Genomic DNA, 12,822 nt, shown 5'->3' on the forward strand with positions numbered 1-12,822 from the left:
GGCGACTGCCTGTCGCCTGACCAGCCCCAAGCGCCTGATCCGGCGCAATCCGGGCTGGCAAATAGGATGTCAGGCCATCTCGCGGGCAGTCAGCGCTGCAACACCGGGCAGCTCTTTGCCTTCCATCCACTCAAGGAACGCGCCCCCGGCGGTCGAGATATAGGTAAAGCTGTCGGCCGCGTTGGCCCCGTTCAGCGCCGCGACCGTATCGCCCCCGCCCGCGACGGAAATCATCTTGCCCGCCTGCGTCAGTTTGGCCGCGCGTGCGGCGGCGGCGTTGGTGGCGATGTTGAACGGCTCGATCTCGAACGCACCCAGCGGGCCGTTCCAGATCAGCGTCTTGGCCTTTTCCAGCGCCTGCGTGATCCGCGCGACGCTTTCGGGCCCCGCATCAAGGATCATCGCATCCTCGGGGCAGGCATCGACGGCGACCGTCTCATTCTCGGCCCCGGCTTTGAATTCCCGCGCGACGACCACGTCGACGGGCAGGATGATCTCGCAGCCCGTCCGCTTGGCCTTGGCCAGAATGTCCCGCGCGGTGTCGGCCAGATCGTGTTCGCACAGCGATTTGCCCACATCCACGCCCTGCGCCGCCAAGAAGGTGTTGGCCATGCCGCCACCGATCACCAGCATATCGACCTTTTCGACAAGATTGCCCAGCAGGTCCAGCTTGGTCGACACCTTGGCGCCGCCGACAACCGCCAGCACGGGACGTGCCGGTTTGCCCAAAGCGGCTTCCAGCGCCTCAAGCTCGGCCTGCATCAGGCGGCCTGCGCAGGACGGCATGTACTGCGCCACCCCCTCGGTCGAGGCATGGGCCCGGTGCGCCGCGCTGAAGGCGTCGTTGCAGTAGACATCGCCCAGGGACGCCAGACGGCGGGCAAAGTCGGGATCGTTGGTTTCTTCGCCGGGGTGAAAGCGGATGTTCTCCAGCATCATGACAGGCGCGGCGTCCTGTTCTTCGGTATGCCGTTCCGCCGCGTCCAGCGTTTCGACAAAGGCGACGCGGTGGCCCAGCTTTTCCGCCAGCACCGGCACCAGAGGCCGCATGGACAGATCCAGAACCACCTTGCCCTTGGGCCGCCCGAAGTGCGCCAGAATAATCGGCTTGCCACCCTGCGCCAGAATGTCCTGCACCGTCGGCACGATCCGTTCGATCCGCGTCGCATCGGTGACACGCCCGTTTTCGACCGGCACGTTGATATCCACCCGCAGCAGCACGCGTTTGCCCTTCAGGCTCATATCATCAAGGGTTTTCCATGCCATGGCAGCGGCTCCTGACTATACGTCCCCGGGCAGAAAGGGCGTTTCGCGCGCCTTGTCGTATGGGGCGGCGGGGGCGTCAACACTGGTAGCGCCCACATGTGACAGATTGATTGCATGGTGGGACAAAGGGCGATGCTGCGTTGAGGATCTGACGCTACATCTCCGCTCGCCCCTATCTAGGGCGACCAGCCAAAGGCGCGCCCCGTTTCCCCGGCAGGGGATCGCACAGCAATCGCCCGAGAGGCGCTGCCGCGGCAGGGGCTTGCAAAGCAAGCGCCCGAGAGCGGGGGACCCTCCCCCCGGTAACAGCCACCTCTCCGCTTACCCCTGTCTCGGGCGACCAGCCCGAGACGCGCCCGACCCTCCCCCCGGGAGGGCGCATGGCGATGTCAGTCTCCGCACAGGCCTCGCTAGATGATTTTGAGATAAAACACAGACCACAGACCGGACGAAGCGCCATCCCAGGATCGGGCGCGTCTCTGTGCACAGACCTCAACCGCCCCCGAGCTCCTCCCGTTCACCCCTATTACCATCCTCCGCTTCACATTTCCCCGCATGCCGCATACACCTTCGTCAAACCTTAAGACCAAAGGACACGACATGGCTGACATCAAAGACCCCGAAAACACCATCCTGATCGAACTGAAGGACGGCACCGTCACGATCGAGCTGCTGCCCGACGTCGCCCCCGAACACTCCAACCGGATGAAGGAACTGGCCCGCGCAGGAGCTTACGACAACGTCGCCTTCCACCGCGTGATCGACGGCTTCATGGCGCAGACCGGCGACGTCCAGCACGCCAACATGGAGAAGGACTACAACCCCCGCATGGCGGGCACCGGCAGCTCTGACCTGCCCGACCTGCCGGCTGAATTCTCCAAACTGCCGCATGACCGCGGCACTCTGGGCGCGGCACGGTCGCAGAACCCCAATTCTGCAAACAGCCAATTCTTCATCAACTTCAGCGACAACCACTTCCTGAACGGTCAATACACAGTCTATGGCCGCGTGACCTCGGGCATGGAACATGTGGATGCGATCACCCGCGGTGAACCGCCTGCGAACCCCGATCGCATGATCAGTGTCAAGGTGGCAGCAGATGCGTAAAACGCCGCTGTCATATCTGGCCCTAATCGCAACCCTCGCCGGTGCGCCTGCACTGGCCACCGGTCTGGACATCCAGATCGAAGGCGAGGCCAACGGCACGATCCACATCGACCTGTTCGAAGACGTCGCGCCCAAGCACGTGGAACAGATCACCGCGATCGCGGAATCGGGCGCCTATGACGGCGTCTGGTTCCACCGCGTGATCGAAGGCTTCATGGCCCAGACCGGCGATGTCGAACACGCCCGCGACGGCGGCGACGCCCGTCGCGCTGGCACCGGCGGCTCCAACCTGCCCGACCTCCCGGCCGAGTTCTCGGACAAGCCCTTCGACCGTGGCGTCGTGGGCATGGCCCGGTCGCAGAACCCCAATTCTGCCAACAGCCAGTTCTTCATCATGTTCAAGGAAGGCTATTTCCTGAACGGCCAATATACGGTCGTGGGTGAAGTCACCTCTGGCATGGATGTGGTCGATCAGATCAAACGCGGCCGTGGGCAAAGCGGCGCGGTCGCTGGCCGCCCCGACCGCATGGTCAAGGTCACAGTGACCGACTGACCCTTTGAAAGGCGCGGGCCCACCCCGCGCCTTTGTTGTTTTATTACGTATTACTCTGGGTCCCGCGCAGTATTTTTCACCGGATAAACCCCTATGTCGTCCAATTTGACCCGGGTCAGCCGCGCCCACTAACACCAACCACCCAGCTTAGTCCTGAATGCGGTCCCACGCGCGGAAACACCATTCTCGGCCGCGGTCCTCCATCATGTAACACCGCTCGAACCCGACGCCGTCGCCGCCACCGTCCGTCACGCGCCGCTGACAGGCGATGCGGGCCTGACGCACACGGGAAATACACTGCCCCAGCGATACGTTCCCCGCGCCATCCCGGTCACGCTTCAGACCAACGATGAAGTCTTCCCAGAAACTGATGTCCTCATCGATGTTCGACGACCGCGACAGGTCTTTGGGCATGGCCTCGTCATCGGCTTGGACGATGGTCGCGGACAAAAGAATGCAGCACAGGGCAGTACGGATGATCACGTAATCTCTCCTTGATATGACGTGCCCACAGCCTAACAGATTACCCGTTCGCAAGGGAGAGTGTCGGCCATCACCCCGATGCGCCACACCCGCAAGCCTCACGTCTTGGCGCCTCCGGCAATGCCTCAATCCCCTGTGAAACAACGAAAAAAAGGAGGCTGAACGCCCCCTTTTCCCAATCGCATAGACCTAAACCCAAGCGCTTTAAATCTGCGTCACATCGAACACGATGACCGTGCCATGCGCCGCGCGGGTGACGCTGATCGACCCGCCCAAGCCGTCGATCAGACCCATCACGATGCGCGATCCCAGACCGCCTTCGAAGGGCCAGTTCACATCGTCGGGGATCCCGATCCCGTCGTCCGAGATCGTGATCCGCAGGTTGTCGTTGTTGGTCTTCACCACCCGGATTTCGACCAACCCGGTTTCCTGTTCGACAAAGGCATGCTGCATGGCGTTGGTCAGGATCTCGGACACCACCAGCCCGATCCGCGCGGCCTTGTCGGTGGCGACCTCCATGGCGGCCACGTCGATGTTCATGCGCACACCCGCGCGCCCGTCCAGATGCGAAATCGCATTGGCCACACGGCCGATATACGCGCCCAGATGGATCGTATCTTCGTTGCCATACCGCTTGGCCGACGACATCTCTTCGTACAGCAACTGCAGGCTTTCGATGCGGCGCGACAGATCGTTCAGCGCCTCTGTATCCTGCAATTGGCGTGCCTTCAGGCGGATCAGCCCAAGGATCATCGCAAGGTGGTTCTTCACCCGGTGCTGCACCTCGGCCATGTTGGTTTCAAACGCGGCAAGCTGATCGGCCTCTTTGTCCGCCTCGACCTGGCGCTGCATGCCTAGGAAATAGCGCGGCGGCGCGCCCTCGGGGTCGCCCTCGCCAAAGATCGGGGTGACCACCAGCGCGTTCAGAAAGACCGATCCGTCGGCCCGCTGATTGCTGACCACCACGGCTGCATCCTTGTGGCTCTCGATCGCATCGCGCAGCTTGTTCAGCGGCACGGGCGTCGTGCCCTCGTGCTGCAGGAACCGGCAATTGCGCCCCACGGCAGCCTCGGCGGCATAGCCCGTCAGCTTTTCGAAGGCGCGGTTGACGTAGATGATCGGGTTGTCGTCTTTAGTCGGGTCAGTCAGGACGAAAGCAACGCTGGATGCCGAGAAAATCTCGGCTGCGCGCTGATCGTCGATGGCCTGGGCCAGGCCTTCATGGCGTGCACTCATCGTTCACTCTTTAAAGTCGCTGTTGTCGAATAACGCGAAAAACTATGGACAGAATGATCCTGCGCAATGGCTTGGGCGTCAATCCATTGCGTCAACCAGATTAATCCGGCGCTAAAATTTACATAGGTTAATCCAAGGCCAGAAAAGTCCGTAAATCTGCCGCTACGAACTCTGACAAAACGCCCGCCCGGGCGGGCGAGCGCTGTTGTGCACGCTCAGGTCGTGCTCGCCTCACCGCCGAAAAGGTGGTCCATGGTCATCGACGGCTGATCGCAGCCCGCCTCTCCGACCACCCGCGCGGGCACGCCCGCCACGGTCTTGCAGGGCGCCACGTCATGCAGAACGACAGACCCGGCCGCGATGCGGGAACAATGGCCGATGCGGATGTTGCCCAGCACCTTGGCCCCCGCCCCGATCAGCACGCCATCGCCGATCTTGGGGTGACGGTCGTCGTCTTCCTTGCCGGTCCCGCCCAGCGTCACAGAATGCAGCATCGACACGTTGTTACCCACCACGGCGGTTTCACCGATGACGATGGAATGCGCGTGGTCGATCATGATCCCCTTGCCGATCCGGGCAGCGGGGTGAATGTCGATCCCGAAAATCTCGGACGACCGCATCTGGAAGAAATAGGACAGATCACGCCGCCCTTCGGTCCACAGCCAATGCGCAACGCGATAGGCCTGCACGGCCTGAAAACCTTTGAAATACAACAGCGGCTGGATAAAGCGGTGGCAGGCCGGATCACGCTCATAGGTCGCCACGATATCCGCGCGCGCCGCAGCCGCAAGGCCCGGATCAGCCGCATAGGCTTCATCACAGATTTCGCGCAACAGCTGTTCCGACATCTCGGAATTGGCCAGCTTCATCGCGATGCGATAGGCCAGAGCATTCTCGATCGACGGATGGTGCAAGAGCGCCGAATGGATCTGCCCGCCCAGCAACGGCTCATCCCGGATCGCCTGTTCGGCTTCTGTGGTCATCCGATCCCAGACCGGATCGACCGCTGCCACTTTCGGCTGCCGTTTTGCCATGGCTCGTCCTTTCACGTTTCCGTCCTGAGTGTAGCAGATAGCCGCATGATCCGAAAACGCAATGGTGTGATCATGCTCATCACGGGGTTAAATGCGGGGTTGCGGGTGTGAAAATGGCGGCGAGAGACGCGCCCGACTCTCGGATGGCGCTTCGTTCCGCCTGTGGTCTGCGCTTAATCTCAAAGCATTAAGCGAGCCCTGAATGGTGACTGACATCGCCAATGCGCCGTCCCGGGGGGAGGCCCCCTTTCGGTGTTTGCAAGCAAACTTCTATCGGGCAACGGGGCGCGTCTCGAGCTAGTCGCCCGAGACAACGGGCGTCGGAAAACGAACGCAGTCAATCAAACCGGCTGACACGCGGTCTACCGTTAAAACAAAGGGCAGCGCCGACCCGGGGTGGCGCGATAGCGCCGCCCATGGGGCGGGTCGGCGCTGCCCGGCGTAGCCGCCGGGCGGGACATTTGATCAGCCTAGCGCCCGGCAACTGAATTAAAACGCCACCACCCCGACAGCCCCCGCGCCAAACAGCCCAGACACCTGCGCCACCTCAACCCGGCGCCCCGCAACGCCCCCGTCGGCCAGCTGATCCCCCGCCGAATACACCCATTCGGGCGTCGACACCGTCGCCTCTCGTACCAACTGCCCCGCCTGCATGACGCGCACACGATAGGCCTCGGTCTCCTCGCCCAAGGGCACTTCGGCCCCTTCCCAGCCGTCGCCACCGATCCGTGTCCGGCGCACCCATGTCACGGCCAGATCGCCGCCCTGATCCGCCACCCGCAGATGCACAGGCGCGTAGGGCCGCAGCCCGATGCCAGAGAACGCATGCACCTGATGCTCGTAACTCGCGTCCGTATAATCCCGCCGCGCAGGGCCGATCCGGTAATGCCGCGACAACAGCCGCTGCGCGGGCGTCAGGCCGATCTGCTCTGGCCCGCCGTCAATGGCGACCACATAAGAGCCGACAGGCCAGACATCCGGCATATCCGCATCCGTCCCCAACTGCCCGCGCAGCCGATGCGACAGCAGGAACAGCCCATCGCCCCCCGGCACGGCGTCACGGAACTGGAACAGCTCCCACCCCTCGGGCGTCCCATCGCCGATCGCCATCAGGTTCTTGCCCGACAACAACGCCTCATCCCCAACCGACGCCAATGCGCCCGAGGTCAGCCGCACCGCCAGCGCCTCTCCCCGGTCCACACGGCCTGATGCGGCGCGCAACAACGGCGACTCGGTCACGCCGATCACCGACCGGCGATCCAGAACGCGGTCCAAGGCGTAATCGTCGTCCGACGACGACCCGTAAACCGCCACCGTTCCCGGCCAAGGTTGCGCGGTCACGGCGATATGGGGGGCATGCGGCGCCTCGTCCCCGCGCATCAGCGGCAGGTCCAGAAATAGCGGCAAGACAGGCACCGGCGGCACGAATTCGGCCTGCGAGGGCGTGTCTTCGGCCACCGTCACGGGCGCATAGGCTTCGGCGTCGATGCGAACGGCCTCGACCAATTGCGACGCCCCGCGCTCGACCCAGTCGATGCGGTACGACCCACCGTCGCCCGCCACACGCACCACGTCGCCCGCGCCCAGATCCATCCGGGACGGAGGCAAAGCAAACCGCACCGTATCCCGCGCGGCCAAGGCCTCGGCCAGCCAGCGTTCGGCGACCTGACGCCCCTCCCCGCGCAGCATCGACAGGTTCATCTCTTGCCCAGTCACGATGTCTGCGTTGTCCCCCGGTCGCACGGCCTCTTCCGACGCCACACCAAAATCTGCGCCCTGTTCGACGAATTGCACCCGGACCCGGCCCGCCATCTCGGCCTCGGCCCCGCGGACCTCTTGGAACACCGCGTCCTGCCCTTTGACCACGGCCATCGCGTCCTCGGACACGACAGCATCCACCGCCCCGTCCCGCATGACGAACCGCAAGACCCCGTCGCGATCCACCGCATCGAACCCATAACGCAGCATCAGGGGCTGCAACGCCTGCCGCCCCGTGCCGACCGTCTGGTCTGCATAGCCCCAGACCACGCCGCGCAGGTCCGACACATCCACCGGACCGACGCCGCACCCCTCGCAAATCTCAGCCACAACCCCGGCCAAGGACCGCGCAGACGCCCGCCCATTAACCCAATGCCCCCGCGCATAATTCGCCCCGTCCGACCAGACAGACCGATTGTTCGGAAACCAAGGGTAAGGCCGCGCGTCCCACGCCCAGACATGCGCGCGGTCCATATCCACCATGGGCGCCCCGTAAACCGCCGACACCGGATTGCGCGCCGTGTCGCCCCAGTACGACAGCATGGCCCGCAGATATTGCATCGCCATCACGTCATCACGCTGGCCGGTCGAATAATACGGCAAGGCCGATTCCGACGACTTCGGATCGACAAACTTGTTGGGCTGGTTCGCCCCCTTATCGACCGCCGCACAGCCCAGTTCGGTGAACCAGATCGGCTTGGACTGAGGCTCCCACGCGGTCGGCTCCTCCTGCCGGACACCATTGATGCGTTCGTAATGCGCATGGGTCCAGAACGACCGGATGTCCTTTGTCCGCCAAATCCACGGCTCACCTTCCCCATCCGTGATCGGCGTCCGTATCTGCGCGTCCCGCGCCTGATCGGAGTGGTAGTAGTAATCAAAAAGCTCCCCGCCCTCGATCTGGGACCGCAGGTAATCGAGGTTGTGGATCGACCCCCAATCCGCATCCAGATGGTCGTCACCCTCGCGCCAATCCGCGATGGGCAGGTAGTTGTCGATCCCGATGAAATCGATATTGGCCGAGGCCCAAAGCGCATCCAGATGAAACCGCCGGTCCGCCGTGCCATAGGGCGTGAAGCCCGCGTATTCTGTCCAATCCGCCGCGTATCCGATTTTGACCTCTGGCCCTAGGATCGCCCGCACCTGTGCCGCCAGTTGGATCATCGCCTGCACGGCGGGAAAACCTAGGTCATCCCTGATCTGCGTCAGCTTCACCATTTCCGATCCGATGCAAAAGGCGTCCACCCCGCCCGCCGCCTTGCACAAAGCCGCCTGATGCAGAATGAACCGTCTGTAGCCCCAGTCGTTCGGGCCGTAATAGCTGACCGTGCCATCGCCGATCGAAAAATCCCCCGCGCTGACCTGCCCAAAGAACCCCGCCACGTCGAACCCCGCCTGCGCGGTCCCGTCGGTCGACGCATCCGTCCCCGGCGCGCCATCCAAGGTAATCCGCCCGCGCCACGGCAGCGCCGCCTGTTCGTCCCCGCCATAGGGATCGGGTAACCCATTCCCCGCCATCTGCGTCATCAGGATGAACGGGTAATAAGTCACCTTCTGGCCCCGCGCGTTTATCTCCCGGATCGCCTCGATGACGGAGGCATCACAGGGCGTCCCGCCATAAACAGGCCGGTCCCCATCCTGAGGCACCAGCCCCGCCGTCGCCCGCGTCATCCCCGACACCGACCACGGCATCACGTCGCCGTCGCGGTCTTTGCGTTCCACCAAGGGCCGGATGGAACACGAGCCACAGCGCAGATCGTCCCCGAACCAAGACACCACCAAGGACACGTGATCGCACCCCGGCAATTCCACGGCCATCTGGTCTAGGGACGTCGGCAAATCCGCTTTGCCCGAGGGCGCGTGCACATTTACCATCTGCACCTGACCGGCCCCATGGCGGAACGCCACCTGAGAGGTCGCCAGAGCATATTCCCCGCTGCCCGGGATCATCGCCACCGCGCGGACCGCATGGGCCGGATCGTCCGGCGCGATCTCCTTTGGTGCGGGGCGGATGACCTCGAACGCGAATTGGGGCACGCGGTTGTGCCATTGGTCCAAGGACAGATCTTCGATCACCACATAGGCCGTGCCGCGATAGGCGGGCACCGCGCCCGCGCCCTCGAACGCTTCGATCAGCGCATCGGGCAATTGATCTTTTGACCCCGGATAAACACGCATATTCAATTGGTTGGTCGGCACCTCGACCCCGTCCGCCCAGATGCGGCCAACGCCTGCGATCTCCCCTTCGCACAGGGCAATCGCTACAGACACGCGGTAGGAATAATCCCGCACCACGGGCTGACGCGGCGCGCCTTTGCCACCGCCCGATTGGGTCATGACCTCGGTGAAGCGTGACGCCCAGATCACATGACCCGGAACTTTCATTCTGCCGTAAACCCTTGCAATCGCGTCCCCTTCGCCCGCGTTCATGATCCGCAGGCGGTCCACGCGGCCCGTTTCCACCGGGTCAGATCCCTGCCCCAAGACGCGGTTGTCGATGGCCCGCCCGATGACCGCGCCCACAAAGCGCCCCGCCACGACCGAGGATAGGCCAAAGACCGTCCCGCCAAGCGATCCGCCGATGGCCGCACCGGCGGCAGAGAGAAGTAAGGTTGCCATGGGTCAGACCTCCGGAAAAGTGAACCGCGCCACGATGCGCCGCGCCCAAGGGGTGCTGAGCGCGCTTTCCACGACCCCGTGGCCGGAATAGGCGTGGATGAAAGTTGTTGGCGTGGCCGACACGCCCAGATGTTTCGCCACCGCCCCGTCGCGCATGCGGAGCAACAGCACCTGCCCCGGTTCAGGGCTGTGAGCAGGCGTCAGATGCCGCAACGCCGCGCGCCACAGGCGTTCGTCCCCCTGCGGTTCAGACCAGTCGAGCGTGTATGGTGGCACCGCCTCGGGTTCTGCCCCGTAAAGTTCGCGCCAGATGCCGCGCAGCAGGCCGAGGCAGTCGGTGCCCGCGCCCTTGACCGAGGCTTGATGCAGATACGGCGTGCCGATCCACGTCCGGGCGATATGCACCACCCGGCTCATCTGCGGCTGCCGCCGTTGGTGCTGCCCGATTGGTCGGGGGTGATGGCCAGCCAGTCTTCGCCGGGGATGTCCGGGAAACCTTGGTAATTCAGCAAGTTATTGAACTTGAAGCGGCAGGTCTCCATCCGCTTGTCACAGCCTGCGGTCAGCCGGATCGTATCGCCGGGGGCCAGGGGTGCGCGTAACGCCTGCCACAGGTCGATCCGTCGGGTATCGCCCGTCCCGTCCCGTTTGATAACGCCTGTCAGACCCTCAGCCGCCCCATCCAGAACAAGCAATCTGCCACGCGTGAACCAGTCGGGTTCAAAATCCGGCTGAGGCGCGATATGCACCGAAGCGCCCTCTGCCGAAACCACTGAAGTGTCTACAAAATACCCCGGCGCACCCAGATCGACACCGCAAGCCGCGTCGCCCAGCACCGCCGCACAGGTCTTCTGATAGACCCGCCCCCGAGGCTGGTTCAGCCCCTCTGACAGTCCGCGCAACTCCGCGGTAAAGGCCCCACCACCGCGCGTGATCTCTCCGATCGTGCCGCGGAACATCACCTGCCGCTGCGCCACGTCCTGCCAGTTGACCAGCCAGGCGCGCACCTCGGCCCCGTCGAACCGGCCCGCGTCGATGTCGGCCTCATTGATGGCCGCATCGGTCAGCGCACCGATGGCTTCGGAATTGTCGACCGACAGCCCGGTGCCCTGTTGCAACGCCATGGCCGACAACCCACTGTCGGCGCGAAAGGTGATGCCATCGAAGGTCAGCGCCCGGTCGTGATCGGTGAACCCCATGACCACTCCGTCGCGCCGCGTGATCGCCCAGGCGTGGCAGGTCGTCGTCACACCGCTGGCCAGATGCGCGGCGAGGTCTGCGTGAAACCCGCTCATACCCGGATCTCCACCACCGGGACGTTCGGCATATCGCCCGCTTCGAACGACGCCACGGAGGTCGCGATCCGGTCCGTGTCGAACCGCACGGGCACGTCAAATTCGAACCCGGCGGTCACCTCGGCCTCGTGCACCGGCGCGTCGTCCAGCGTGATGAGGCCCGTCGTCAGATCGACGGAATAATCCGGACCTTCCTGCAACTCGGCCCCGTTGACGCCGATGCGCACAGTGCCGGCGACAGGTTTGGTGATCGTGCGGGTCGAGAATTGCAGACCAGACCGATAGGTCTTGGTCAGATGGAACTGCGTCTGATGCCCGTCGCCCCGGCCTAGCAATTGATCGGTAAAGGCGATCTGGGCCGACGGCGCGCAGGATTTGTAATCAGACCAATCCTTCCAGCGGAACCCATAGAGCTGCCCCTGCCGCGCCTCGAAGAAGGCCAGCAGCGTTTCGATATCGTCGAGCGAGCGCATCGAGACGCCCGCGTCATAGCGGCGGCGGGACTGGGACCAAGGGGCGTTACGCTCTTCGTACCCGTTGGCGAGGGTCACGATTTCCGTGCGCCGTTCAGGTCCACCGGAGGAGCCGAATGAGAGCGCAGCGGGAAAGCGGGTGTCGTGGAAGGACATGGGTTTCTCCTCATATTCATAGTCGCTTAGGGCTGCGCCGACCCGAGGGGTGGCGCATATGCGCCGCCCGTCACGCCAAAGGCGTGCCTTCAATTCAGTGGCGCACCTTCGGTGCGACGGGGCGGGTCGGCGCAGCCCGGCGTAAACGCCGGGCGGGTCCTTTGATCGACGTGGTCGTCACCTGTTCCGCTGCCCCAAACTCAGCGCGCGGCTCATCTGCGCGGCGATCTGGGACCGGGACCGCGCGAAACTCTGGGCATCCGGCGTTTGGATGTTCATCACGACGTTCACGCCACCGCCGCTAGAGGTGCGCACCCCCAGCTTGCCGTCGGCGCCGCGCGTCAGCGGCATGATCGCCTCTGGCCCCGCCTCGCCCATCAGCCCGGTCGCGCCGCGCATGGGAAACGTGGTCGGCCCGCGAACCACGCCACCATCGGCAAAGGGCATCACGCGGCCCTGAGACACCGCCCCGCCCTTCGCAAAAGGCAAAACGTTCTGAAACAGCCCGCCGACGCCCTGCGCGATCATCCCGCCAAAGTGGTTGGTCACCGGCTTCACGGCGGCATTATACGCCGAGGAGATCACCGAATTCGCAACGATCTCAAGGGCATCCGACAGTTTCGCACCATCCATCACGACCCCGTCCAGCGCGCGTTTCAACCCGCGCGACAGGCCCCGCTCCAGTGTCTGGACGTCCTTGCCCGTCTCGGCCAAAGCGACCCGCATCCGGCGTAATTCGCTATCGAACCCTGCGGCCATGCCAGCCGCACCGCCCAGAGACACTTCCAAGGCATCGACCTGCGCCTGCAGATCGCCCATACCGTCAAAATCTTCGATCATCT

At 64.0% G+C, this 12,822-nt stretch carries 11 protein-coding genes; 2 read left to right on the forward strand and 9 right to left on the reverse strand.

All coding sequences use genetic code 11. The features are described from left to right. Nucleotides 1–69: 69 nt before the first annotated feature. The gene (locus ACI3GR_RS16240; protein WP_407496061.1) at nt 70–1,266 is read right to left on the reverse strand and encodes a phosphoglycerate kinase; all 1,197 of its coding nucleotides are present in this window, start codon (nt 1,264–1,266) and stop codon (nt 70–72) included. 600 nt (nt 1,267–1,866) lie between these two features. Here ACI3GR_RS16240 and ACI3GR_RS16245 point away from each other — a divergent pair. Both ACI3GR_RS16245 and ACI3GR_RS16250 read left to right on the forward strand, forming a co-directional pair. Further along, nucleotides 1,867–2,373, forward strand: coding sequence for a peptidylprolyl isomerase (locus ACI3GR_RS16245; protein WP_407496062.1), 507 nt, complete (start codon nt 1,867–1,869; stop codon nt 2,371–2,373). Next, the gene (locus ACI3GR_RS16250) at nt 2,366–2,926 is read left to right on the forward strand and encodes a peptidylprolyl isomerase (RefSeq protein ID WP_407496063.1); all 561 of its coding nucleotides are present in this window, start codon (nt 2,366–2,368) and stop codon (nt 2,924–2,926) included. The genes ACI3GR_RS16245 and ACI3GR_RS16250 overlap by 8 nt, the downstream gene beginning before the upstream one ends. Before the next feature lie 147 nt (nt 2,927–3,073). Here ACI3GR_RS16250 and ACI3GR_RS16255 read toward each other — a convergent pair whose 3' ends face one another. The 8 genes from ACI3GR_RS16255 to ACI3GR_RS16290 all read right to left on the reverse strand — a co-directional run bounded on the left by ACI3GR_RS16255 (nt 3,074) and on the right by ACI3GR_RS16290 (nt 12,820). Further along, entirely contained in the window at nt 3,074–3,409 is a 336-nt protein-coding gene (locus ACI3GR_RS16255) for a hypothetical protein (RefSeq protein WP_407496064.1), read from the reverse strand. A 204-nt stretch (nt 3,410–3,613) separates the two neighbouring features. Next, the gene (locus ACI3GR_RS16260) at nt 3,614–4,645 is read right to left on the reverse strand and encodes a sensor histidine kinase (RefSeq protein ID WP_407496065.1); all 1,032 of its coding nucleotides are present in this window, start codon (nt 4,643–4,645) and stop codon (nt 3,614–3,616) included. Nucleotides 4,646–4,860: 215 nt separating this feature from the next. Continuing rightward, complete coding sequence (gene cysE / locus ACI3GR_RS16265; protein WP_407496066.1) at nt 4,861–5,679, reverse strand: serine O-acetyltransferase; 819 nt, start codon at nt 5,677–5,679, stop codon at nt 4,861–4,863. A 489-nt stretch (nt 5,680–6,168) separates the two neighbouring features. Continuing rightward, nucleotides 6,169–10,056 carry a baseplate multidomain protein megatron gene (locus tag ACI3GR_RS16270; protein WP_407496068.1) on the reverse strand — a complete coding sequence of 1,296 codons (3,888 nt, stop codon included), beginning with the start codon at nt 10,054–10,056 and terminating at the stop codon, nt 6,169–6,171. A gap of 3 nt (nt 10,057–10,059) precedes the next feature. Continuing rightward, a complete protein-coding gene (locus tag ACI3GR_RS16275; RefSeq protein WP_407496070.1) occupies nt 10,060–10,473 on the reverse strand; it encodes an NlpC/P60 family protein in 414 nt (137 codons plus the stop codon). Then, nucleotides 10,470–11,351, reverse strand: a complete 882-nt coding sequence (locus ACI3GR_RS16280; protein ID WP_407496072.1) for a phage/gene transfer agent baseplate hub protein — start codon at nt 11,349–11,351, stop codon at nt 10,470–10,472. Before ACI3GR_RS16280 ends, ACI3GR_RS16275 begins: the two co-directional genes overlap by 4 nt. Further along, a complete protein-coding gene (locus ACI3GR_RS16285; RefSeq protein WP_407496073.1) occupies nt 11,348–11,980 on the reverse strand; it encodes a phage distal tail protein, Rcc01695 family in 633 nt (210 codons plus the stop codon). The genes ACI3GR_RS16280 and ACI3GR_RS16285 overlap by 4 nt, the downstream gene beginning before the upstream one ends. Nucleotides 11,981–12,157: 177 nt before the next feature. After that, a complete protein-coding gene (locus tag ACI3GR_RS16290; RefSeq protein ID WP_407496075.1) occupies nt 12,158–12,820 on the reverse strand; it encodes an RcGTA-type gene transfer agent tail tape measure protein in 663 nt (220 codons plus the stop codon). Nucleotides 12,821–12,822 lie beyond the last annotated feature (2 nt).

Source organism: Pseudooceanicola aestuariicola (assembly GCF_045763785.1).
GTDB lineage: Bacteria > Pseudomonadota > Alphaproteobacteria > Rhodobacterales > Rhodobacteraceae > Pseudooceanicola.